Origin of the sequence: Haloarcula terrestris, from assembly GCF_031624315.1 — an archaeon.
Classification (GTDB): domain Archaea; phylum Halobacteriota; class Halobacteria; order Halobacteriales; family Haloarculaceae; genus Haloarcula; species Haloarcula terrestris.
In genome coordinates this window covers 120,093-143,904 of the sequence record NZ_JAMQOM010000008.1, presented here as the reverse complement: position 1 = coordinate 143,904, position 23,812 = coordinate 120,093, and the positions used below count along the sequence as shown (strand labels likewise).

Genomic DNA, 23,812 nt, shown 5'->3' with positions numbered 1-23,812 from the left:
TCATCCACGAGATTAAGTATTCCGCTTGGTGAGAACGTTCGCTATATCGACGTATTTCGGGGTCGTCAGGTCCGATGCCAGCGGCTTCGACACCGACGGAATATGGACCGTTCTGGGACAGGAAAGCAGGTTCGACGGGTCGACAGACCCGTCACTGCCGACGAGTACCGTGAGAACTGGTGGGGCATCGAGCGCCCGAGACATCGCCGCTGTTTTGGCCGTGTCAGTGAGGCTCTGTCGTCGTGGCTCGCTCACGAGTACCGTTCTGTCAGCCCCTCGAAGCGGGCGGGCGGCGTCCGGGCCAGCGCCCGCGGGACAGTCGAGGAGCACAGGGCGATCACAGCGGGAGAGGCTATCAATAGCACTCCCGATAGCTGCCGCGGATGCGGTCTGACAGGGGAGTACGTCGACGTTCTCGACGGTTGTGGCGCGCTGGGCTACCGTGGCCGGTTCAGTCGTGGCGTTGCTATCGGCGATTCCGGGTGTCGGATCGACGCCGGCACGGTGATGGAGGTTCGGCATGTCGCGGTCGGTGTCGACGACCAGCGTTTGGTCAGTTGTCGTACCCAGCGCCTGGCCGACTCCGAGGGCCACCGTCGTCTTCCCACAGCCGCCTTTGCCACCAGCGATAGCGAGCATACCGTGGCTGGCCCCGCTATCGCTTTTGAACCTATGTGTCAGGTGCGAACCGGTCGGGACTTCGGCTCTCGAAAGCGCGATAGAAAGACAGCCTTATCGCGGTTGGTCATTGCCTACTTTATATTGCACAGGCCGGTTCGCTATCATTAGCAGGTTTCTAGTATGCCTGGCAGGCGCATCAGCTGATCTACCGGTCGGTTACATTTTTATTGACCCTTGCTAGCTTGTGTGTAACGATAATGGTGACAGCCGCTATCACCAAGTATGGGTAGTGGACCCAAGAAGGCCTTCCAGTTATATAGTAGCCGCTCCCTTCCCGAATCGCTCTCCGAAATTGTTCGCCGCGTCGGCACTGCCGGCTACGACGGCGTCGAATTCGCCGGCCGCTTCCAGGAGGAACCGCCCGAAGATGTCGCAGCTGCACTCGATGACGCCAACGTCGAACCGGTCGCTGTCCACGCGGACCTCTCCGAGATCGAGGCGACCCTCGACGGCGAGTCGGATCTGCTGGTCCGCTGTCGAACGGTCGGCTGTGATACGCTCGTCGTTCCACATCTCCCGGCGTCCGAACTCAGAACCCGGAGCGATATCCGCTCGCTCTCTCACCGGCTCCGGAACGTAGCGGCTGGCCTCGAAGCGCACGGCATGGAACTCGGGTATCACACTGGCCGGCGGACGTTCCGCCCCTTCCTCCCGGACGCGGCGGGCGATATTAATAAGGACGTGCCGGTGCCCGAAGCGGTCTGGGAGTACACACAGCAGTTGCTTACCAGGCTCTCCACAACCGAACCGATGACGCTACCGAGCGAAACCCCGATGTGGAACCTCATCGCTCGGACCGCGCCGTCGGAACTCACGTTCGAACCGGAGGTAGCGGAAATCCGCGAGGCGGGCTACGACCCGACCGTTCTCTTCCCGCTGTGTGGCGACCGCATCGAGATGATACACCTCCGGGACGTAGCCTCTGGCGGGCTGTTTCGGGGATACGAGGATGTCCCACACGGCGACGGCCTCGTGGACATGGAAGCGGTCGTCGATGCCGCGACCGACGCCGGCGTCGACTGGGTAATATACGAGAACGAACTCGACAGCGACCCACAGGCGAAGATCGAAGACGGGGCGGCCACGTTAGCGCGGCTGCTTGATGGGAGTGAAACGCCGCAGCGTCCCGCGCAGGCTCCCGCTGTGAGTCAGTGACCGGACGGTGTTAGCCCGGCTATAACAATACCCGTACACGCGAACGCCTGGGACATGAATCTACAGCACGAGCGCATCGAAGCCTCGCCGCCGGCGAGTACGATGAGCTTCTGTCTCACAGCCGACCTCACGGGGAACGGTCGGCCGGATGTCATCGTCGGCGCGCTCGGCGACAAACACGAGGTGCAGTTCCCGCTCGTCGACAAGTCAGTCGATTTGCTGTCCGTCTTCGGCATGGGGCCGGTGGCCCGCCGTCTCCAGACGAACGTGTTCTGGTACGAAAACCCCGGCTGGGAGCGCCACGACGTTGCCAAGGCACCGAAACTCTCCGTCGGTGGTTCGCTCGGCGATATCACGGGGAACGGACGCCCGGATCTGGTCGCCGGCCAGAACATCCACCAGCACAAACTGTGGTGGTTCGAGATACCGGACGATCCTCGGGAGCAGTGGACGCGTCGGCTCATCACCGACGAGTTCGAGAAGTATCACGACACCGCCGTGGCGGACGTGGACGGCGACGGCGAAAACGAGGTCGTCGGGCTGTCCCAGGAGTCCAAGACCGTGTTCTACTACGACATCCCCGAGGATCCGACCCGAGAGCCATGGCCGGCGGCGAACCGCCACATCGTTGCCGAGGATCTCGATGTCGAGGGCGTCGCTATCGAGGATGTCGACGGCGACGGCGAGGTCGAGATCATCGCTGGCCCCAACATCTTCCACCGGACGGCAGACGGCTGGGACCGGGAGTCGATCGCCCCGGACTGGAAGTGTACCCGCATCGCCATCGAGGACTTCGACGGCGACGGCGACCTGGAGATCGCCCTCGTCGAGGGTGACGAACCGTATCTCGACGACCGCCCAGCCCGGTTGGGCGTGTTCGACCCGCCCGACTGGGACCTGACCTTACTGCACGACGACCTCTCGAACCCCCACAGTCTCGACGTGGCGGACTTTGACGGTGACGGAAACCCTGATATCTTCGTCGCGGAGATGGGCCTAGAGGCCGGACACGAACCGCGACAGTTCGTGTTCCACAACGACGGCGCGGGGAACTTCGAGGAGACACAACTTGATACCGGTATTGCGACACACGAGGCGAAGGTCGTCGACCTCGACGGGGACGGTATCCCGGACATCGTCGGCAAAGCGTACACGGAGCCCCGCGTCGATGTCTGGCAGAGTCGTCCCTAACGGGCACTCTGTCTCCCGTTCTACGCTCCTCTATCCCGCTGTTAGATCTTGATAGGCCTGTTTCCGGTGACTATCCCTGGGCACACATGACGCCACGGCTGAAGGTCCTGTTCCCGTGTCGGGGGATTCAAGACCGTCCGGAGCGCGATACCGAGTGAAATGCGGCACGACCACATCATCAGCGCGAAACAACTCTCGCGGGCCGACATCGACACGGTGCTCGACCACGCGGCCGACATCGCGGCTGACCCGGGGGCGTTCGCGGACCGGCACAGCGACACGCTGCTTGGCCTCCTCTTTTTCGAGCCGAGCACCCGGACGAAGATGAGCTTCACCACGGCGATGAAACGCCTTGGCGGCGACATCGTCGACATGGGCTCCGTGGAGTCCTCCAGCGTGAAGAAAGGCGAGTCGCTGGCCGACACCGTCCGCGTCGTCGAGGGCTACACCGACGCGCTCGTGCTCCGGCACCCGATGGAGGGGTCCGCGAAGATGGCGAGCGAGTTCGTCGACGTGCCGCTCGTCAACGCCGGCGACGGGGCCGGCCAGCACCCGACACAGACGCTGCTCGATCTCTACACGATCCGTGAGAACGCGGGCTTTGATGACCTGACTATCGGTATCATGGGCGATCTGAAGTACGGCCGGACGGTCCACTCGCTCGCGCACGCGCTCACGACCGTCGACGCCAGGCAGCACTTCATCAGCCCCGAATCGCTCCAGCTCCCGCGCTCGGTCCGCTACGACCTCCACGAGGCCGGCGCGGGCGTCCGCGAGCACACTGAACTCGACGAGATACTCCCGGAACTGGACGTGCTCTACGTGACGCGCATTCAGGCCGAGCGGTTCCCCGACGAGAGCGAGTACCGCGAGGTCGCGGGCCAGTACCAGATCGACGCCGAAACGCTAGACGCGGCCAAGGACGACCTGACCGTAATGCACCCGCTCCCGCGTGTCGACGAGATCGCTCACGATGTCGACGAGACGACCCACGCACAGTACTTCCAGCAGGCCCACAACGGCGTCCCGGTTCGGATGGCCCTGCTCGACCTGATGCTCGGAGGCGACCAATGAGCGACAACGACCAGCAACTCCGCGTTTCGAAGATCCGAAACGGTACCGTCATCGACCACATTGCGGGCGGGCAGGCGCTGAACGTCCTCGCGATTCTGGGCATCGACGGGACCAGCGGCGATTCCGTCTCCGTTGCGATGAACATGCCCTCGGACCGCCTGGGCCACAAGGACGTGGTCAAGGTCGAAGGCCGGGAACTCTCCCAGGACGAGGTCGACGTACTCTCGCTCATCGCGCCCGCAGCGACGATCAACATCATCCGTGACTACGATGTCATCGAAAAGCGCCGCGTCGAGCGCCCGTCGGTCGTCGAGGGCGTCCTCGAATGCCCGAACCACAACTGCATCACCACCGAGAACGAACCCGTCGACTCGCGCTTTGCCGTCGGCGACGACGGCGTCCGCTGTGAGTACTGCGATACGATCATCCGCGACGACCTGCCGGCACACATTCTCGCAGAGTAGATCGGGGCCGAATCCCCCTGATCCGGCTACTGCAGCCAGATGCTCGCAAATGAGTCGAAGTAGTCTTCGCCAGTGTCGACCAGGACGTGGTCCGCGCCGAGTGCCGTGACGCGGTTTGACACCGAGTCGATGTGGGCGTCGAGCCGCGACTGGTACGTCTCGGCCAGCGAGCCGCTGAAGTAGGACCGGCGTGTCTCGTCGCTCTCGGGGTCGGCAAACAGTACGTCGCCGACCACGCCGGGGTCCCGTTCCGTCGGCGCGACGACCCGAACGAGTAACACGTCGACATCGTTGCGCGCGAGCGCGGCGATACCCGACTCCAGCTCCTCCGGCTCGGTCAGACAGTCGCTGAACACGACAACGAGCGAGCGCGAACGGATGCGTTCGGCGTAGGCCTCAAGCGACGACTCGAAATCCGCCTTCCCTTCCGGTGTCACCTCGTTCAACTGATCGATGAGCGAGAGGAGCTCACCGCGGTTCGACTGGCCGGTATCGATCCGGTCCACCCGGTCGCGGAACGTACAGAACTGGAAGTCGTTGTTCTCCTCGGCGGTGAGATAGGCGAAGCCGAGCCCGAGCTTGGCGGCGTACTCGAACTTGTGTATGTCTCCTTCGCCGTAGTCCATCGACGCGCTCGTGTCCACGAGCAGGTGGACGGTCAGGCTCCGCTCTTCCTCGTACTGCTTGATGAAATACTCCTCTGTGCGAGCGAACAGCTTCCAGTCGATGCGGCGCGTGTCGTCCCCGGGCGAGTACCGCCGGTAGTCGCTGAAGGTGAGTCCCTCGCCGACCCGCGGTGACTGCTGGTCGCCCTGTCGAATCGAGGTGGTCCGGCGGTTGAGCGCCGCGGTGAACCGGCCGAGTTCGTCCAGAAAGTCCGGTTCGATAGTCACGGCTTGCCCTCCCACTCTCGCCGGGCCGCCCGCCAAACTGCGGTCGCAGGGCGAGTCATTCCATCAGCGCCGCGATGAGGTCGTCCGCCGTCCGACCCTCCCGTTCGGCCCGGAAGTCCACGATAATCCGGTGCCGGAGCACGGGGGCGGCAAGCGCCTCGATGTCCTCGCCGGTGACGTGCGAGCGGCCCCGGAGGAACGCCCGCGCCTTCGCCGTCTGGACGAGCGCCATGCTCGCACGCGGGCTGGCTCCGAACTCGATATCGTCGGCCTCGCGGGTCCGGCGGACGAGCTGGACCGCCCGGTCCAGCAGGTCGTCAGCGATGGGCATTTCGCGGACGAGTTGCTGGATCTCCTGGATCTCCGAGCGGGTCAGCGAGCGCTCGACGGGCACCTGCTCCGCACCGGCGGTGTACATGTCGACGATGGTCCGCTCCTCGTCGTAGTCGGGGTAGTCGACCAGCAACTTCAGCATGAAACGGTCGGTCTGAGCCTCCGGGAGCGCGTAGGTCCCCGACTGGTCGATGGGGTTCTGCGTCGCCAGAATGAAAAAGGGCCGCGGCAGTTCGTAGGTTTCGCCCGCGGCGGTCACTTGCTTCTCCTGCATCGCTTCCAGCAGGGCGGCCTGTGTCTTCGGCGTCGCCCGGTTGATCTCGTCGGCCAGCACGACGTTGGCGAACACCGGCCCCTTCTCGAAAACGAACTCGCGGCCGCTGTCGGTCTCGCGGATGATTTCGGTCCCCGTGATATCCGACGGCATCAGGTCAGGGGTGTTCTGAATACGGGAGAACTGGAGGTCGGTCACCTCCGCGACGGTCCGGACCATCGTCGTCTTCCCCAGTCCGGGGTTCGATTCGAGCAGGGCGTTGCCGTCGGCCAGGATACAGACGAGCAGTTGCTCGAGTACCTCCTTCTGGCCGACGATCCGCGTGCCGATCTGTTCGCGTGCTTTCGCGATCTTTCGCTGTAGCGCGTCGATGTCTTGCTCTGGGCTCATGGGTCGGTGTCTGAGTCGTCCGTGTCTTGCTCTCGGATCCTGAGATTGTACTCGCGGATGAGATCCGCGTCCTCGACTTCCTCCGGACCGGCGAACCCGGCCTGTTGGCTGTCGACTGTGCCGCTGCCACTCCCCGGTCCCCCAGCATCCGACGACGGGAACTCCTGGTTTTGGTCGATCTCCTCGTCGCCGCCCGTCGAATCGATCTGGGCAGTGAGATTCTCGTCGCCGGCCTGCACGTCCTCGCTTTCGCCGAGGATCGCGTCGCCGTCTTCGAGACCCTCGTACTCGCTGGGCCGGTCGTTCGGCGACTCCATCTCTGCCGGGCCGCGGTCGAGCAGGCCGATATCGACGACGGCCACCTGGACCGTCGCCAGGCTCAGCACGACGATGACGACGAGGGTCCCGATGAGCCGCCGGCTGTCGACGAGCGCGATGCTTGAACTCTGTTTCAGGCCGTCGAGCACGTCCTCGTAGAGCCGGGCCGCCATCCGCGTTTCAGCCCTGTCTTCGACCGCGTCCCGCGCCGTCCGGAGCGCGTCGGTGACGTTCGCGTTCGCCGCCTCGAACTGCTCGACGAGTGGCTTCCGGACCCGGTACAGATACTCCCCGAAAAACCAGAGGGTCCCGACGGCGAGACCGGCGACCGCACCTGTGGGGAACGAGAACCTCGGTATCGAGCGGCCGACGGCCGCGCCGATCCGTTCCGTCACCGCCGTCGGAAGCGACAGCTGTGTCGGGAGTTCGTTCGGTGCGAGAACCGTCAGGAGGACGTTCACGACGAGAAAGAGGAGCACTGCGTCGACAACGGCGTAGATGAACGCCGCCTTCTTGCCCTCGCGTCTGACCTCGTCGAGGGCGGCGGCCATCCGCTCGCGTGCTCGTGCCCGTTCGCCCGTAGACGGGTCCTCGCCGTCTGTCTGTGTGTCGTCCGTGTCTGGGTCGTCCATCAGTAGCCCTCGCAGGTCGGGTCCGGCGTTTCCATCCGGCTGCAGATCGTCTCTATATCGTCTCTCAGCTCCTGATTCTGGTCTTCCAACTCGTCGATGTCGCTTTCCAGCGAGCTAATCTCCGATTCCAGATCGTCGATCTCGTCCTGGAGGTCAGACACCTGCTCTTCCAGTTCGTCGCGCTCTTCTTCCAGGTCCTCGTTTTCGGTCTCCAGATCGTCGATCGTCGATTCGAGGTCATCGACCTCGTCTTGGAGGGTGTCGCGCTCGTTCCGCAGTTCGCTGACCGTCCCCTCAAGCTCCCCGACCCGGTTCTGACTCTCCCGGAGCGACTGCCGGGTCTCCGCCAGCTGGCTCTCCGTGGCGTTTAACTGCTCCTCCGTCTGGTTCAGATTAGTCGCAACCTGGTCTACGTCCGCCGACCGCGTCTCCAGTGTTTCTTCGAGCTCGTTGACTCTGGTCCGTGTCGACGCTAGATTGCTCTCGGTCTCGTCGAGCGTCTGGCGCAACTCGGCGTTTTCCTGTCGGAGGTTCTCGTTCTGGGTCCGCAGTTCACTTGCGGAATCCTGGTACAGCACCGTCGCTCCGCTGGCTCCGATCATCGAGAGGACGATACACACCACGAGTCCGACATTGATACGTCGGCCAATTGCGCTCACGGGAGACCACTCTCCAGGGAGGTGCGACCGCGATACACTTGAACACGACGGGCGACCACCTCGCCGGTAAACAGCAGGAGCGCGCCAAGCACGGCGACCCAGTCCCAGGTGTCCCGGACCGTGCGGACGCGGGTGGACTTCTGGCGAGCCTGTCTGGCGATCTGTTCGCCCTGACTCGGACTGAAGATTTGTCCGCCTGTCGCTTCGACGAGCGAATCGAGGTCGTCGCTCGGGCCGAAGGTACTGTACTCGGTGGGGTAGTTTGCGGCGTACTCGGTGTCGAGTATCGTCTGATACCCCGCCTCCGGTGGCGTGAACTCGCCACGATAGCGGCCATCACCGACCTGGCGGAAGGACGCGTTCGGCGCATCCGGCCGGGCGTCGCCCTGATAGGTCAGCGTCGCCGGGCTGCCAACTCTGGCGTCGCTGACCGCCGTGACACCGGTCTGTGTGCGCATCGGGTCGCCCACCGCGTAGTTGACGGACTTCGTGACGACAAGCGAGTCCGGTCGTTCGAGCAGGCCGCCCATCGTGTTGTCATCGTCGTAGGCGGTGATCGAGACGACGCGGCCCAGCCCGAACCGCCAGGAGGCGATGGCCGGTTTCCCGTCGGCGGTGGCCACCTGGTAGTCGGCCCCGGGCTTGACCTGGACGTTGTTGGCCTGGCCGGGGTTTGCCGTCAGCTCGACGCCTGAGGTGATGAACGTGTCTTCCGTGACGATGGTGAGGTTTTCCCCCTGGTAGCGCCGCGAGGAGCCGCCAAAGAGGAGCCGGAGCCGCTCGGTCTCGTCGGCGGCGAAGTACGAGCCGCCGGACTCGCTGGCGATCTGGCGCATCGTCGGGACGCCGACCCGCTTGCCGACGCCGACCGAGACGACCCGTGTCCCCTCGCGGCCGAGCTGGTTGGCGACGGCCGCCGGCGGGCCGAGCTGGTCCTGGCCGTCACTGAGCAGGATGATCGTCCCCTCGCGGTCGCCAAGCAGTTCGTCGGCCCCCTGGAGGCCGACGGCGATGTCCGTCGCACCGCCGCTGCTGAGCCGCCGTATCTTGTCGGCGGTCTCCGCCCGGTTCTGCCCGAGCGCCTGCATCTCGGAAACGCGGTAGGCCTTGTGGTTGAACGCGACGACCCCGACCTGGTTCTCGTCGCCAAGCTGGTCGAGCACGTCCAGCGCGACGGCTTTCTGTATCGAGAGGCCGCTCTCGGCGCTCCCGGAGACATCGACGAGGATGACGATGTTCGACTCGCCGCCGGTGGCGTTCCCGACGCGGACCGGGAGCATCGACGCCACCGGGGACGTTTCGTAGCCGCCGTTCTCGTAGGCGTTGTCGCCGCCCGCGACGACCAGCCCGCCGCCGTTGATGACGAAGTCCTGCAGGGCGGTGGCGTTCCCGATGTTGCCCGACGGCGTGTCCTGCATGACGACGGCGGCGTAGTCATCGAGGTCGGCCGGTACCGAAGAAGCCGTCGAGACGTTGTACAGGGAGTTGAGGTAGTTCTGCAGCGGGTACTCGCCCTGTGAGACGTACAGCACGTCGGGCTGTTCGACGACGCGGACGCTCTTGTAGAACACGTTGTTCCGGGCGTATTCGTCGTCGCCGGACAGCGTCGCAGTCACGCGGTGTGAGCCGAGTTCCTCGAACGTGTGGTCGACGGTCAGCGACCCGTCGGGCTGGAGTTCGCCCTCGGTGACCGTCTCACCGTCGATGGTCACGTCCACGGGCACGGGGTCGCGGACGTTCACACCCTGCATGGAGACGGTGTACTGGGATCGGACGCCCTGGCTCACCGTCGACGGCCCCGCTATCGACACGGCGCGCTCGGTGCGCGGGGACTGCGGGGTGACGCTGTGGACGGTCGCGTTGAGCGACGTGGCTTCCTCCGCGGCCGTCGCCAGGCTCCGCCCCTCCGTGACACGGCCGTCGGAGACGACAACGACCGTCCCGTTTTCTCGAAGGTTTGCCGCCACGCCGTCGCCGATCCGGGAATTCGACCCGCTGCCGATCGTCGCTCGCGTCACGGGAACGCCCTCGTCCTCGATGTCCTGTACCAGTTCGCCGGTCGTGTTCGGATAGATACCCATGCTCGCGGATTCATCGGTCAGTAGCGTCACGCCCGGCTCACCCGGCGTCTCGCGGGTCTGGACGGTGTACGGTTCCATCGCGCCGAAGACGAGCAGGCAGACGATGAGCACGCGGCTGGCAAGCAGGAGCCGCCGGCTCCGGTTCGAGGCCGACCGCGACCCGCCCTCGCCGCGTCTGATGAGATACGTAAGGAGGCCGACCGCCACCGGCAGGGCAAGCAGCGGCCAGAGGTGTTCGACGCCGACGGTGAGCCCCTCTGTGAGCGTGTAGGAAACCGCCATCAGAGGTCACCTCGCCGGCGCAGATAGCCGACCTCGACCAGTGCGAGCACCAGTCCGGCCAGCGCGAAGTATTCGGTCAACGGCTGTGGGACCGACCGCCGTTCGGTCCGAGTCAGGTTCCCGGCTGTCCCGGAGCGCTGGTCGAGTGGGTCGACGTTGGTGCTTGACTCGCCCTCGTCGAGCAGCGACGCGCTCACCTGTCGGCTCTCGGTCCGATAGAAGCCGGCCCGCTGGAGCGAGACCGTGTTCCCGGAGACGGAGCCGGCCGGTCCTTCGACGGTGGTGTTGCCGAACCGGACGGTCTCGCCGGTCTCGTGGTTCAGGGCCGGGAGCTGTTCCCTGTCGGCCAGGTAATACACCGCCCGCTTCCAGAACACGGGGTACTGATAGTTGAACTTGAAGCTGGACCGGTCCTCGATGTAGCCGTAGTACATAATTCGCCCGCCGTTTCGCTCCTCGGTCGCGATGAGGGGCGTCCCATCGCCCAGTTGTACCTGGGCCGACCCGGAGCGCAGCGAGCCGGATACGTACTCGTCAGGCGGCTGGAAGTCGATGCCGCGGGTGAGCTGTGTCTGTTGGGTCTGGCCAACCGTCGCGCCCGTTCGGATCTCGCCGGGTTCGATGAGCAGGAGGTTCTGGTACCGCTGTGGCAGCTCGTCCTGTGCGAGTACCGCCACACCGCCGCCCTCTTCGACCAGTTCACGTCCACTCTCGACGTTGCCGGGGAGCAGCGAACTCTGCTCGACGTTGCTGTACAGGATTACGTCGTACCCGTCCTGAATCGTCGTCGGCGGCTGTTTGACCGTCACGTTCACCCGGTCGACCACCGACAGTGCGGTGATCAGATACCGGTTCCGGTCGTTTGTCAGCACCAGCACGTCGACAGCAGTGTCCTCGGGCGCGGCGACGTAGACGCTGTCGTCAGTGGCGAAACTGTCGCCCGGGCTGAGTTGGGCTTCGCTCCCCCCAGCCGGGACCGGCATCGTCACCGATCCCACGTCGTCGGGACCGAGCTGCATCTCCTGCTGGGTATTGCCGAGCCGAACGGTCCGGGTGACCGATGAGTCGCCGTAGTTCTTCACCGACAGCGTCACCGACGACCCGGAAAACCGGCGGTCGATGAAGCCGACGTTTCCGTCGCCCCCGCCGTTGAACTGCTGGAGGTCGACGGAGAGCCCGCGCCCGCGCGCCGTCGTGACTGCCGTGGTCCACTCCTCGCCAGCGAAGTCGCTCAGCACGACGATTCTGGCGTTCTCGCCGGCGATCGAAGCCGCCTGTGAGATCGCGCCGCTGAGCTCCCCCGGCGTGTCCGTCGGGCTGAGCCCGTCGAGTGTTCCCCGGGCTGCTGTCGGCGTACCGCGCTGGAGTATCACCTCGCCGCCATCGGTGGTCGTGACGATAGAAGTCGTTCCGGTTACCTCTTCCCGGGCGGCTGCGACGGCCCGCTGGAAACGTGTCTGGCCGTCGGCATCGGTTCCCATCGACGCGCTCGTATCCACGACGATGACCGTCTCCTCGACAGTGGCCCGCTCGGAAACAGTGACGTAGGGCGACGCCAGCCCGACCGCGAGCACTAACACGACCAGCACCTGCAACAGCAAGAGGAGGCTGCGGGAAATCCGTTCGAGAAACGGCGTCGCTGACTGCTGGCGCTCTTCGGCGACGAGAAACTGGAACGTCGGCAGCGCGAGTTCCTGGGGGTCCGGTCGGATGAGGTACAGCAACACTATCGGCACCGCAAGGAGGAGGGCCGCCAGTCCCAGGGGGGCGAGCAAAACGTCCGAGAGGACCATTGTCGGTGTATCAGGCGGGGGCGGCATTTATCTTGTGAATCTCGTGACATCACCACGCTGGCCCCGACTCCGACGCCGTCTATTTGCGTCCCGCCGTCGGACACTCCGTATGCCTTTCAGTCGCGCCCGCACGGAGGAGGTCCTGCGGGCACCCGTACCATCATGAGACCAGAGAAGGTGTATCCGGCGCCCGTTTCGCGTCAGGGCTTCACCGTCTCCAGCACCCACGCATCGGGCGTCTCTCGCCGGACCTCGAACGGGTCGAAAGCTTCCCGTGGCGCCTCGGCGAGCCGGCCCAGGAACTGCCCGACCGGCGTCGGATCGCGGTCGCTGACAAGGACGAACGACTCGCCGCTGTCCAGCGCAGTGAACCGCTCGCGGACCCGGTCCTTGCGCTCCTGTGGCGGCAGGCCGCGGATGTCGACGGTTGGGTCGACCGTCACTTCGCCAGCGGTGTCGAGGGCTGATTCGACGGCAGCGCCCAAATCGGCGACCGAAGCGGGCACGTCGCCGGGCGCTGGCGTCCCCTGGAGGTCCTGTGAGAACGGGAGTTCGGCCAGCACCTCGGCATCGAGGTCCGCCAACGCGTCGCCGGTGAACAGGTCGTTCGGCTCGCCACAGCAGTCACAGACGTACTCGGCCATGTTGACGACGGTCCCCAGCACCGGCACGTCGTTGTCCCGGAACAGTTCCACCGTCCGGCTGGTGTCGCTGACGCTCGCGTGAAACGGCGTCGTCACGACCACGACGCCGTCAACGGGGACCTCCTGCAGCGTCGTCAGCACCACGTCGCCCGTCCCCGGCGGCAGGTCGAGCACCAGCGTCTCGTCGTTTCGCCAGGCAGTGTTCTCGAAAAGGTCCTCAAGCGCGTCGTGGGCCATCGCGCCGCGCCAGGCCAGCGGTGCGCCGCTTTCCATCAGGCCGACGCTCATCACGTCCATGTCGCCCGCCCGGACCGGGAGCGGGTCGCCCGCCTCGCTGGAGTGGACCGGCCCGCTCACGTCAAGCAGTTCGGGGACGTTCGGCCCGTGGATGTCGGCGTCGAACAGCGCCACGTCGCTGTCGGCGGCCAGCGCACAGGCGAGATGCGTGGCGACCGTCGACTTGCCGACGCCGCCCTTGGCGCTGGCGACGGCGATAACGTGGTCGAACGACTCGACCCCGCCGTCGCCCTCGCTGGAGGGGGTCGTCCGCTCGACGTGGACGCTCTCGACGCCGTCCACGTCGTCGACCGCGTGCAGCATCGCCTGGACGACCTGCGTGCTCGTCTGGCCGTCCAGGGCGGTCAGGTCGGCCTCGATGGTCACCTCGCCGTCGGCCGCGTCGATGTTCTCGACGAAGCCCGCGTCGAACACGGAGAGGTCGGCGTTCGGGTCGCGCACGTCTCGCAGTGCGGCTTCGATGCGGTCGGTCAGTGTGGTGGGCGTTCCGTCAGTCATCGTCAGAGGTCGGGCATCCGATTGAGTCTGTCTTCGCCGGGCAGTAGTCGGGCGTCGTTCTCCAGCGCGCCACCGAACTGTCGGCGGAACCGTCCGGGGTCCGCTTCGAGGGACCGCTCGGCGGTCTGGCGGACCACGGTAGCGGGGTCGTCGGTGAGCTCGCGGAGCCGCTCGCGGGCGCGGTCCTCGTCGACGCCGCCCAGCATGTGAGCGGCCCACTCGCGGACCCGCTCGCTGTCATCGTGGCTCTGCTCTAACAGCAGGTCGGCCATCGCCTCGCCGCGGAGCTTGAACAGCGAAATGGCCGCGTTGCGCCGGACGGCGTGGTGGTCGTCGTGAACGGCGTCTTCGATGTCGTCCTCGTGGGCCTCGCGGTCGACGTTGTCGAGCGTGACGACGGCTTCGGCCCGGACCCACGGATCGGGGTCGTCGAGCAGTTCCACCGCCACCGCTGCTGCCCGCTCGCCGCCGTGGGCCGTCAGCGCCTCGACGGCGAACTGGCGCACGTCGCTGTCGTCGTCGGTCGTCGCGGCGCGGGCCAGCGCCGCCACGATCTCGTCCGTGGTCGCGCGGTCTTTCAGTTCGAGGGCGGCGCGCCGTCGGTCGGTCTTTTCGCCGTGTTCGATATCCGACAATAGCGACGCCACCGCGTCGTCCTCGACGGGCTCGGTGTCGCTGGCGGCCAGTTCTTCAGGTGTGGCCTCGCCGATAGTCACGTCCTCCCGGCTCACCTCGATGTCTTCCAGCGCTTCGATGTCGGTGTGCAGCCCCGGACTGCGCTCGGGGTCAAGCTGTGGATCTGGGTCCTCTTCGAGGTGCTTCTCGAACTCGTCGTCGTCGTGACAGCCAGTCATGGCTGGCCCTCCTGTGCGGTGAGCGCGGCGATGCCGAGCGCGAACGGCAGCGCCCGTGGGAGTGTGGCTGGGACGCCCGCGAACGCGACGAGCGCGACGCCGGCGAGCAGCGCCCAGCGTCGGGTTCGACTCGCGGCGCTCGCGGTCGTCACCGCGCCGGCGACAGCCAGCGCGACGACCGGCAGGCTCGTCCCGATGACGCCGGTCCCGGTGAGCGTGACCGCGCCGGTGACAAAGGGGACGGCGCGACCGACGGCGAGGACGACGGCGAAGGCCGCGACGCCGCCCAGGACCGCGCCCCAGTCCGCCGTCCACAACGAACGCCAGTCCGTCGCCGCGAAGGCCGGTGTCGAGGCGATTCCCAGCAGCGCGACGGTCGAGGCGACCAGTCGGAGCCCCGTCCAGCCGCCGACGCCGCTGGCCAGCCCGACGCTCAGCGCCGCGACGAGCAGGGCGACCGCGGCGGCCGAGACGAGGTCAAGATCGCGTCCTGCGACGGCTGCGACGGTCGCCGTCCCGAGGACGATTGCGACGGCCGCCGGCAGCGCCGCCGCGCTACTGACCAGCGACAGCAGGCCGAACACACCGACGAACAGCAGCCCGATGCCGGTGAGCGGGTCGGCGTCAGTGACGGCGACGACGATAGCGGCGGACGCGACGACGGCCGTGGACACGACCGTCGCCAGGCCGGGCGAGACTGGGACGCCGCCGTACCCCGGCGCGTTGACGAACATGACGGCGAGATAGCGGGCGGCCACCGCGACAGCCGCAGCGCCGACCGCAAGGTCCTCGGGCGAGTGGCCCCCCACTGTCAGCAGCGGCCTGACCCGTTGCTGTAACGCCGCCGTCATCGCTGGTCCTCCAACCGTTCTGCGAGGTCGTTGCGGTCGGCCCGGACGAACGCCTCAAGCAGTTCGCCGAAGCCGCCGTAGATGTCTGTCCCGGGTTCGTCGGCCAGTCTGTCCGCCACGCCGGCGGCCGCGTGGCCGAGATGGCGGTCGTGGAAGTCGAGCCGAGCGATTGCGGCGTCCTCGCCGACGGCGGCTTCCCGGCGGGCCAGGTAGCCCGCGAACTCCAGTTCGTAGGTCAGGGCGTCGTGGTTGTCCCGCTCGTCCTGGTCGATTTCCAGGCCGTAGTGGCTGTAGGCCCGCGAGAGGTCGAGGTTCACGTCGTTCCAGGAGTGGTCCGGCCGGTATTTGGACTCGTACAGCGGGACCGGCGGCCCCTCCGCCTCCAAGGAGCCGTCGGTCCGGTCCGTGTACTCGCTGTAACCGAGTTCGAAGATGTCGTTGTAGCGGGCCGCGAGCGTCTCGTAGTCGTCGTCGGTGGTCAGCGACGGGACTGCCACGTCGAAGGTCGTCCGGTCGAGACACGCTCTCACATCGGCTTCGAGCGTCCCATCGGCCGCCGCGCTGTGGAACGACTCCTCGGGGTACTCGAACGCTTTGGCGAGCGTCGCGTACACCGCGCCGCGGGCGGCCGCGTCCTCGTCGATGTCGTCCATCGGGTCAGTTGGCGTCGTCGCCATCACTCAGCCCCCCGCGTGCGGTAGATGCCGAAGCTGGTGACGCCGACCACCGCGACGATGGCGATGCCGGCGACGGTCCACAGCAGCGTCTCGTAGGGCGGCCCTTCCGGGCCACCACTGAACGGGTAGTAGTGCCACTCGCTGACGGCTTTCTGGCCGGACCGCTCGCCGTTGGAGCCGTTCCAGACGGCGAAGGCCACGTCGAGGTCGCCGTCGGTCCGCAGGTCGGTCCGGTTCTCGCTCGGCGATTCGAGCTGTCGCGAGTAGACCACCGTCCAGGTGGCGTTCCCGCCCGTGCCGCTGTGAGTCGCGTTCGCCTGCACGCTGGGGTTCTGGAACGGCGTGGTCGAGCCAGCGCCGCCGGCCAGCAGTTCCTGGGTCCCGGTCGACCCGCTCCAGTACCAGACGTTGACGCGGTTGTCAGGGCCGCCCATCGCTATCGGCGGCCGGGAACTCGTGTTGATGGGGAACTGGACCGCCACGGCGTCGGCGAACTGCCGCGTGGCGTTGGCGTTCATGTCACGGGTCGCGTCCTGCCACTGGAGGCGGACGTACAGCCGCTGGTCCGTCCGGGCTGCCTGCACGTCGACCGTCTCGATGGACGTGTCGTCGGCGTTCGGGACGCTACTTGGGGCGCTCGCAAGCGGCACGTCCGAGGCCGGGACTTCCGCCCAGCCGTCGGCGGTCGGTCCGGCGAGGTTGGCGTCCGATACGTCTCTCACTGGAATCTCGTGCGCTGGCCGGGCGCTCGCCATCGGCGCGGCCACCGCCGAGACGAGGACGAGCGCCGAAAGCACCGCCGTGAGTGCGAGCGTGCGTCGGTGGTCAGCCATCGTCGACCACCCCCAGAGCGAGCTCGGATGTGGCCAACTGGGGCCGCTCGCGGGTATCGCCCGCTCGCGTTTCCGAGCCGCTACGCGGCTCGCTACTCATCGTCGAACACCGCTGGCGTATTCGCCAGCGGATTCGAACTCGCTCACTACGCTCGCTCGTTCGAACGCCGGAAGACCGCTGGTCTTCCGAGCTCGACGTTCGTTCGCGGTGCTCACTCATCGTCGAAGACCTCCAGCCGGTACTGTTTGGCCGGGTTCTTGTCCTGGAGCAGTTCCATCAGTTCGCTCTCTCCACCCTGTCGAACGCGTTGTCGGTGGGCGTCGATGGTGTCGAGTGCCTCGTCGACGCCGTCGCCGAACAGGTTCCGGAGGTACTGCCGCGGGATGCGGTCGATGTCGACCGTCTCCCCGTCCTCCGTGTGCTGGCCGGGCGCAAAGGGCGGAATGTAGTAGACGTTGGGCTGCGTGCGGAACTCCGGATGGAGCGGCAGGGCCACCTCGTACTCGTTGACGAGCTTGTGGATCGGCCCCTCCTCGTCGTCGAGGAAGCCGACCAGCCGGAGCTGTGGCGGACACTCCTCGGCGCAGGCCGGTGCGAACGTCTCCCCCTCGGGGCCTTCCCCCTCGATGCGGGGGTAACAGAAGATGCACTTCTCCGATTTCTTCGAAACGGTGTTGTAGTACACCTTCTTGTAGGGACAGCCCTCGACGCAGTAGCGGTAGCCCCGACAGCGCTCCTGGTCGACGAGGACGATGCCGTCCTCCTGGCGCTTGTACAGCGCCGAGCGCGGGCAGGCCTCGACACAGGAGGGGTGGGTGCAGTGGTTGCAGATGCGCGGGAGGTAGAAGTAGTAGCTGTTGGGGTACTCGCCGGCCCCCTGGTCCTCGTCCCAGTTCGGCCCCCACTCCGCGCCTTCGCGGGGCCGCAGCGGCTCGTCGCTGCCCTCGTACATGATTTCCTCGTGGTTGAACTCCCAGGCGCGGCCGTAGTCCTCCTCGTCGGGAATCTCACCCGGCGCGCGGTCGGAGTGCTCGCCGGACTCCCAGCCACCGCCGGAGTCCTCCCAGCCCCGCGGGTAGCCCTCGCCGGGTTTGGTCTCGACGTTGTTCCAGTACATGTACTCGCTGCCGCCGTCCTCCGTCCAGAGGTTCTTGCAGGCGATGGTACACGTCTGGCAGCCGATACATTTGTTCAGGTCCATCACCATCGCGACCTGGTGGTCGACGCCGTCGGCGACGTTGACCAGCGTGTCCTCCTCTCCCTGGTCGTCCTGTTGGTCGGTACTCATTCGGTGTCACCTCCAGTGGGCCGCACGTCCACGCGCACGTCGCTGTTGACCCCTGTCGGCCCCCAGTAGTTCGGGAAGAAGTACAGGTGTTCCCCGGTGTCTTCCGGGTACTGCACAAGCTGGGTCGGCTTCATGTACATCGGGACGAGCGTGTTGAAGTTGTCCCGGTCGGGGTACTGGAACTTCTCCCAGGAGAAGAAATGCCGGAGCGTCCCCGGTTCGCTGGAGGGGTAGATCTTCGCCTGTACCTCGACGGCCCCGAGGTCGTTGTACACCTCGACTGTGTCGCCGTCCTCGATGCCCCGTTCTGCGGCGTCCTCCGGATTGATGTACACCACGGGTTCGCCGCGCTGGAGCCTGAGCATCTTGGTGTCGTCGCGCCACGTCGAGTGGATGGACCAGCGACCGTGGGGCGTGTTGTACGACAGCGGGTAGTCGCCGCCGGTGTCCTCCGGCCCCTCCTTGTGAGTCGGGAGTTCCTCGCCGAGTTCGAGATACCAGTCGTGGTCGATGTAGTACTGCTGGCGGCCGGTGAAGGTCGGCCAGGGGTTCTTGTCGTGGACGTAGTCCTGCCACGGAACGTAGGCCTCGCCGTCCTTGATGTCCGAACTCCAGTGGTCGCCCGCAGTGAGGAACCGCTGTGGCTGTTCGTCGATATCGTCGAAAGTGATCTGCTCGTCGCTGTCCTCGGGGTTGGTCTCCTCCGAGTGTTCGAGGATGAACTCCGCGGCGGCTCTGTCCTCGACCAGCCCTTCCTCCTCGCCGGTTTCCCAGTCGCGGACGTAGTCGTCGTAGATGGTCGTGAGGTCGATAGTCCGGTCGAACTTCCGGTCCTCGACCGGCTCGACACTGCGTTCCCGGGCGCGCTCCTGTATCTTCTCGGCGAGCAGGCGGAATATCTCCCAGTCGGTCTTGGCCTCCCCGAGCGGCTCGACGGCCGGCGTGAACGGATGCACGTAGGTGTGCATGTCCGTCTCCGAGAGGTCGTACTTCTCGTAGTGGCTGGCCGCCGGCAGGACGATGTCGGAGTACATCGCCGTCGAGTCCATCCGGAAGTTGATGTCGACGACGAGGTCGAGCTTGGGCCAGAGCTGTTCTTCGAGGGCGACGTTGCCCTTGGCCTGGTTGAAGTAGTTCCCGCGCCAGACGAACATCGTGGAGGGATCCGGTCGGTTCCCGTCCTCGCGCTCCTCGGGATAGACCGGCATCCATCCCTTGTCGATTGACTCACGGATCTTCTCAGCGGTGTCCGGGTCCGTGTTGTCGAGGATGCCGGCGTGGAAGTACGTCCACAGCGTCGTTGGCACGCCCCGGACGTTCCCGGTCGGGAACGAGAGCACCTGCCAGCCGTGGAACGACCAGATCTTCTCCTGGCCGACGTAGTGGTCCAGCCCGGTGCCGGGGTCGCCGAGATTGCCCGTCAGCGTCACGAGCAACTGGATGGCGCGGTTGCCGAGGTCGTTGTGATACCAGTCGTTGACGCCCTTGCCGTGGATGATCTTGGCGGCGTCGGCCTCGGCGAACTCGCGGGCGACCCGCTGGTAGGTGTTCTCGCCGACCCCGGTCTCCTCGTGGACGACTTCCGGCGTGTACTGGCTGAGTTCGTCGGTGAGGTTCTCCCAGACCGACCGGACTGCGACGCTGCCCTCGTCGGTGTCGACGCTGCGCTCGACCGATAGCTGCGGGTCGAAGTCGAGTTCGATGCTCACCGAGTGGTCGTTCTGGCCGTCCCGCTCCCCGAGCGAACCGGGCGCACGGCGGAGGGTGCCGTCGGCGTCGACCATGACGAACACCTTCTCGGGGTCGTCGGCGTCCTCGGCGAGGCCGACCTCGCTGGCTCGGAGGAACTTCCCGGTGTCCTCCCGGACGAGCAGCGGCATGTCCGTCTGCTCTTTGAGATGCTCCTCGTCAACCAGTCCTTCATCGACGATGGTCTGGGCCATGCCCAGCGCGAGCGCGGTGTCGCTGCCGCCGTGCGGTGAGAGCCATTCGTCAGTGTGGATGGCCGTCTGGGAGTAGTCGGTGAAGATGCCGACCCGCTTTGCGCCTTCGTAGCCCGCGTCGAGGAAGTACTTCGCGTCGGGGATGCGCGTGACGTTGATGTTCGATCCCCAGGCGATGATGTAGTCCGAGTTGTGCCAGTCGGCGGATTCGGCGTTGTCGGTCTGGGTGCCCCAGGTGATCGGCTGGCCCGGTGGCAGGTCCGAGTACCAGTCGTAGAAGCTATGCGAGACGCCGCCCAGCAGATTGACCAGCCGGCTGCCGCTGGCGAAGGAGACCGGCGACATCGCCGGAATGGGCGTAAAGCCCGAGATAGCGTCGTAGCGGCCCGCCTGTACCTCGTCGATGACGTGGTCGGCGATTTCGGTCAGCGCCTCGTCCCAGCTAATCCGCTCCCACTGGCCCTCGCCGCGGTCGCCGGTGCGACGGAGCGGATGGAGGACGCGCTGGTCGGCGTTGACGTAGTCCGTGTAGCAGGCCCCCTTCTGGCACCCGCGTGGGTTCGGGTCGGGGAGGCTCTCGTCGAACGTCGGATAGTCGCCGGCCTGTTCCTCGCGCCAGACCTGGCCGTCCTTGACGTAGACGTTCCACGAGCAGGAGCCGGTACAGTTGACGCTGTGGGTCGAGCGGGCGACGGAGTCCCAGTCCCACTCGTCCCGGTAGAGGTCCTCCCAGTCCCGGTAGGGGTAGTTGCCGATGGGATCGTCGACGGCCTCCAGACCGTCCATGCCGTTGTCGGCGAAGGACAGCCCCGTCGCGCCCAGCAGCGACGCCGCTCCGAGGCCGCGAACGAAGTCGCGGCGACTGATTCCAGCACTGTCCGCCTCGTCGTCTGTCAGGTCGTTTCTACTCATTGGTGATGAACACAGTCGCAGTCGCGCAGGCAGCGCCGGCCACGGCCAGCACGATGCCGGCGGGCGTGCTCCCGCCGACCTCGAGGCCGGCGGCGACCAGCCCGAGGCCGACCAGCTTGCTCGTCGTATCCAGCAGGCGATACTGTCGCTCGGTGAGTGTGACGCTCGAAGTCATCCGTCTCCCTCCGACTCGGTGGTCTCCGTTTCATCGCCGACGGAGCCGCCATCGGCGGCCACGTCACCTTCTTGTGACGGCGTCGGTTCGCCGTCGCGCAACAGCAGGTACGTGATGCCGCCGAAGACGGGTGGGACGACGAGCAACGCGGCGGTCAGGATGGGGTTGACCACGTTCGTCGTCGTTCCCAGCACCTGATCGGCGAGGATGTTGTTCATGCCCGCAATCGAGGCGATCATGATGAACGCGACGGCGGCCACGCCGACGCCGGTCTGCCAGGCCCGGTCCAGCGGATCAGCGGTGAAGTGGGTCGGCTCCGTCCGGTCGATGAACGGCCAGGCGGCGACCGCGGCAAACACCAGGCCCGGCAGGACGATACCACCGACGAACTCCCCGTTGATGTGGGCGGGACCGACGTTGAAGCTGATCTGTGGCAGGAGCTTCAGGAAGCCATACACCCACATCAAGAACCAGTCCGGCATGATGAGCGCCGGCGTGGACGCGGGGTCGTTCGGGCCGTACTCGGCGACGTTGTGGACCGGGAGCAGGCCCGCAAGCGCTGACAGCGTCGCCGCCGTGACGAAGAACACGACGGCCGAGACCGCGGCCTGGTTCGGGAACGCCGGCAGGCCGATGATGATGTCGTCGTCGTCCTCATCGACGGCCTGGCGGCCCTCGGTCACGTCACCCTCGCGTGGGGCCTCGGTGTGTTTCTGCCGGATGAGAATGGCCATGTGGACGGCCAGGCCCACAGCGATGGCCGCCGGTATCACGAGGACGTGCAGGAAGTACAGCCGCGGGATGGTGGCACTGCTGGGGAACTCACCCCCGAACACCACTTGGCCGAGGAAATCACCTGCCAGCGGGATGGATATCGTGAGGTTGTAACCGATGCTCGTTGCCGTGGCGGCGAACTCGTCGAACGGCAGGGCGTACCCGGTGTAGGCCGCCCCCATCGAAAGGGCCGCCAGGCCCGTGCCGACGATCCAGTTTGGCTCCCGCGGGTTGCGGTACGCACCGGTGAAAAACACCCGTAACATGTGCAACCCGATGGAGGCGACAAAGAGGTGGGCCGCCCAGTGGTGGAGCCGGCGGATGAACATCCCGAAGGGCACGTCGTAGGTGATGTGCAACACCGAGACGAACGCCTCGGGCATCTCTTCGCCCTGGAACTTCTGGACGCTCCCCTCGTACTCAACGTCGGAGGTCGAGGGTTCGAAGAAGAACCCGAGGAAAATCCCCGACAGGACGAGCAGGAGGAAACAGAACAGCGCCACCTCGCCCAGCAAGAACGAGTCCTCGGCCGGGAACGCCTTGCCGAGGAACTTCTGGCCGTTCTCCAGATCGAGGCGCGTGTCGAACCAGTCGTAGACGGCTTTCGCGCGGGACATTATCCACCTCCGGGGCCGACTGGCCCCTCGAAATCACCGGTAGCAACGAGGAATCCGTCGCTGGTCACCGTGATCGGAAGCTGTGGGAGCGGGCGCCCCGGCGGACCGCCACTGACCGCCGCCCCTTCCAGGACGTTGAATTTCCCGAAGTGACAGGGACAGACCACCAGGTCATCCTCCCTGTCGGAGACCATACAGCCCGCGTGGGTACACACCTTCGAGAACGCGGCGTAGCCGCTGACGGTGAACCCCTCTGCGATGTCGCTGCCGTAGTCGGATTCGCCGTAGCGCACCAGCAGCGTCGGCGCGTCCTCGATGCCGGGGCGGGGCTCCGGGAAGACAGTTATGTGCTCGCCTTCCGAGAGTCGACTCTCGGTGATGCGCTCGCCCTCGCTGTCGACGAGGTGGATGCCGTCTGAGTACACCGGTCCGCTGTACCCCCGCTCGAACACCTGCGTGGTGCTGGCGAGCGGCGCGGCGAGGCTGGCCACAGCGGTCAGGCCGCCGACGGTCGCGAGGAACTTCGCGAAGTCCCGACGGCGGAGTTCCGCACGGGCGTCGCCGTACAGCGTCGGTGACGTACCGGTGCCCTGGTCACACGAGCAGTCGTCGCCCTGTTCCTCGTCGTCGTCGGGTTTCGGATACTCGATCATTCGTGCCCCCTGAATTCGGCGACTTCGACGTGTGGCATGAACCAGGCGTAGTACGCGACCGTCGAAAGTGCGAGCGAGAGGAACATCCCGGTCGCGTACAGCCCGAAGTACTGGGTTCGGGCGAGCGTGAGGTACTCGCCGGTGAACAACGCCGCGAAGACGATAGACAGGACCGTCAGCCCGCTCATGGCGACGAGTCCTTCGATTGCGTCCGAGGCGTCGTGGTACTCGACGACCCAGCGGTTCTCCGTGTCGAGCCACGGCAGCGAGACGGTGCCGCCGTCGGTGACCGGCTCGGCGTCATCCGGCGGTCGAACCGCTCTGTTCATGAACTGGTGGGCGGCCGTCAGCACGCCCACGAGGCCGAACAGGGCGACCCAGACGATGACGCCGACCTGGCTCGGCGACAGCTTGTTCGGCGTCTCTACCGGACCATCTAGTGGCCGGATGTCGCTGACGCTCTCGTCGATAGCGATCTCTTCCGATGGGGGCTCGCCGTGCATGGCGACGTACCACATCGGCAGCAACACCGCTGTTATCAACAGACCGATGAGTATCGTGTTGCGTCTCATAAT

Annotated in this window: 23 protein-coding genes; 4 read left to right on the top strand and 19 right to left on the bottom strand. The window is 66.1% G+C overall.

Translation table 11 applies throughout. From position 1 onward, the window contains the following. Positions 1-12: 12 nt before the first annotated feature. Positions 13-639 carry a MinD/ParA family ATP-binding protein gene (locus tag NDI54_RS16815; protein ID WP_310897598.1) on the bottom strand — a complete coding sequence of 209 codons (627 nt, stop codon included), beginning with the start codon at positions 637-639 and terminating at the stop codon, positions 13-15. Between the two features lie 264 nt (positions 640-903). Between NDI54_RS16815 and NDI54_RS16810 the strand changes: the two genes are divergently transcribed. The 4 genes from NDI54_RS16810 (at position 904) to pyrI (ending at position 4,565) form a co-directional block, all read left to right on the top strand. Next, positions 904-1,836, top strand: coding sequence for a sugar phosphate isomerase/epimerase family protein (locus NDI54_RS16810; protein ID WP_310897597.1), 933 nt, complete (start codon positions 904-906; stop codon positions 1,834-1,836). 54 nt (positions 1,837-1,890) lie between these two features. Then, positions 1,891-3,027, top strand: a complete 1,137-nt coding sequence (locus tag NDI54_RS16805) for an FG-GAP repeat domain-containing protein (protein ID WP_310897596.1) — start codon at positions 1,891-1,893, stop codon at positions 3,025-3,027. A gap of 159 nt (positions 3,028-3,186) precedes the next feature. Next, a complete protein-coding gene (gene pyrB / locus NDI54_RS16800; RefSeq protein WP_310897595.1) occupies positions 3,187-4,101 on the top strand; it encodes an aspartate carbamoyltransferase in 915 nt (304 codons plus the stop codon). Then, positions 4,098-4,565 carry an aspartate carbamoyltransferase regulatory subunit gene (pyrI, locus tag NDI54_RS16795; RefSeq protein ID WP_151100023.1) on the top strand — a complete coding sequence of 156 codons (468 nt, stop codon included), beginning with the start codon at positions 4,098-4,100 and terminating at the stop codon, positions 4,563-4,565. Before pyrB ends, pyrI begins: the two co-directional genes overlap by 4 nt. 26 nt (positions 4,566-4,591) lie before the next feature. On the opposite strand, the gene NDI54_RS16790 is transcribed toward pyrI, so the two are convergent. The 18 genes from NDI54_RS16790 to NDI54_RS16705 all read right to left on the bottom strand — a co-directional run bounded on the left by NDI54_RS16790 (position 4,592) and on the right by NDI54_RS16705 (position 23,809). Then, positions 4,592-5,458: a DUF58 domain-containing protein gene (locus NDI54_RS16790; RefSeq protein WP_310897594.1), complete on the bottom strand. Its 867-nt coding sequence runs from the start codon at positions 5,456-5,458 to the stop codon at positions 4,592-4,594. Positions 5,459-5,513: 55 nt separating this feature from the next. Next, positions 5,514-6,455, bottom strand: a complete 942-nt coding sequence (locus NDI54_RS16785) for an AAA family ATPase (RefSeq protein WP_310897593.1) — start codon at positions 6,453-6,455, stop codon at positions 5,514-5,516. Next, on the bottom strand, positions 6,452-7,405 hold the full coding sequence (locus tag NDI54_RS16780; RefSeq protein WP_310897592.1) for a DUF7502 family protein: 954 nt from the start codon (positions 7,403-7,405) through the stop codon (positions 6,452-6,454). The genes NDI54_RS16785 and NDI54_RS16780 overlap by 4 nt, the downstream gene beginning before the upstream one ends. Further along, positions 7,405-8,064, bottom strand: coding sequence for a chromosome partitioning protein (locus NDI54_RS16775; RefSeq protein WP_310897591.1), 660 nt, complete (start codon positions 8,062-8,064; stop codon positions 7,405-7,407). The genes NDI54_RS16780 and NDI54_RS16775 overlap by 1 nt, the downstream gene beginning before the upstream one ends. Beyond that, positions 8,061-10,427 carry a VWA domain-containing protein gene (locus tag NDI54_RS16770; protein WP_310897590.1) on the bottom strand — a complete coding sequence of 789 codons (2,367 nt, stop codon included), beginning with the start codon at positions 10,425-10,427 and terminating at the stop codon, positions 8,061-8,063. Before NDI54_RS16770 ends, NDI54_RS16775 begins: the two co-directional genes overlap by 4 nt. Beyond that, entirely contained in the window at positions 10,427-12,220 is a 1,794-nt protein-coding gene (locus tag NDI54_RS16765; RefSeq protein ID WP_310897589.1) for a VWA domain-containing protein, read from the bottom strand. The genes NDI54_RS16770 and NDI54_RS16765 overlap by 1 nt, the downstream gene beginning before the upstream one ends. A gap of 200 nt (positions 12,221-12,420) precedes the next feature. Further along, complete coding sequence (locus tag NDI54_RS16760) at positions 12,421-13,659, bottom strand: P-loop NTPase (protein WP_310897588.1); 1,239 nt, start codon at positions 13,657-13,659, stop codon at positions 12,421-12,423. A gap of 2 nt (positions 13,660-13,661) precedes the next feature. Next, complete coding sequence (locus NDI54_RS16755; protein WP_310897587.1) at positions 13,662-14,513, bottom strand: HEAT repeat domain-containing protein; 852 nt, start codon at positions 14,511-14,513, stop codon at positions 13,662-13,664. Next, positions 14,510-15,364: a phosphate ABC transporter permease gene (locus NDI54_RS16750; RefSeq protein ID WP_310897586.1), complete on the bottom strand. Its 855-nt coding sequence runs from the start codon at positions 15,362-15,364 to the stop codon at positions 14,510-14,512. The genes NDI54_RS16755 and NDI54_RS16750 overlap by 4 nt, the downstream gene beginning before the upstream one ends. Continuing rightward, positions 15,361-16,041 carry a molecular chaperone TorD family protein gene (locus NDI54_RS16745; RefSeq protein WP_310897585.1) on the bottom strand — a complete coding sequence of 227 codons (681 nt, stop codon included), beginning with the start codon at positions 16,039-16,041 and terminating at the stop codon, positions 15,361-15,363. The genes NDI54_RS16750 and NDI54_RS16745 overlap by 4 nt, the downstream gene beginning before the upstream one ends. Next, positions 16,041-16,874, bottom strand: coding sequence for an ethylbenzene dehydrogenase-related protein (locus NDI54_RS16740; RefSeq protein WP_310897584.1), 834 nt, complete (start codon positions 16,872-16,874; stop codon positions 16,041-16,043). Before NDI54_RS16740 ends, NDI54_RS16745 begins: the two co-directional genes overlap by 1 nt. After that, positions 16,867-17,094, bottom strand: a complete 228-nt coding sequence (locus NDI54_RS16735; RefSeq protein ID WP_310897583.1) for a hypothetical protein — start codon at positions 17,092-17,094, stop codon at positions 16,867-16,869. The genes NDI54_RS16740 and NDI54_RS16735 overlap by 8 nt, the downstream gene beginning before the upstream one ends. Next, positions 17,087-18,163, bottom strand: a complete 1,077-nt coding sequence (gene narH, locus NDI54_RS16730; protein WP_310897582.1) for a nitrate reductase subunit beta — start codon at positions 18,161-18,163, stop codon at positions 17,087-17,089. The genes NDI54_RS16735 and narH overlap by 8 nt, the downstream gene beginning before the upstream one ends. Beyond that, complete coding sequence (locus tag NDI54_RS16725; protein WP_310897581.1) at positions 18,160-21,018, bottom strand: nitrate reductase subunit alpha; 2,859 nt, start codon at positions 21,016-21,018, stop codon at positions 18,160-18,162. The genes narH and NDI54_RS16725 overlap by 4 nt, the downstream gene beginning before the upstream one ends. After that, complete coding sequence (locus tag NDI54_RS16720; RefSeq protein ID WP_310897580.1) at positions 21,011-21,193, bottom strand: hypothetical protein; 183 nt, start codon at positions 21,191-21,193, stop codon at positions 21,011-21,013. The genes NDI54_RS16725 and NDI54_RS16720 overlap by 8 nt, the downstream gene beginning before the upstream one ends. Further along, positions 21,190-22,584, bottom strand: a complete 1,395-nt coding sequence (locus NDI54_RS16715) for a cytochrome b (RefSeq protein ID WP_310897579.1) — start codon at positions 22,582-22,584, stop codon at positions 21,190-21,192. The genes NDI54_RS16720 and NDI54_RS16715 overlap by 4 nt, the downstream gene beginning before the upstream one ends. Continuing rightward, complete coding sequence (locus NDI54_RS16710; RefSeq protein ID WP_310897578.1) at positions 22,584-23,237, bottom strand: QcrA and Rieske domain-containing protein; 654 nt, start codon at positions 23,235-23,237, stop codon at positions 22,584-22,586. The genes NDI54_RS16715 and NDI54_RS16710 overlap by 1 nt, the downstream gene beginning before the upstream one ends. Then, a complete protein-coding gene (locus NDI54_RS16705) occupies positions 23,234-23,809 on the bottom strand; it encodes a hypothetical protein (RefSeq protein WP_310897577.1) in 576 nt (191 codons plus the stop codon). The genes NDI54_RS16710 and NDI54_RS16705 overlap by 4 nt, the downstream gene beginning before the upstream one ends. Positions 23,810-23,812 lie beyond the last annotated feature (3 nt).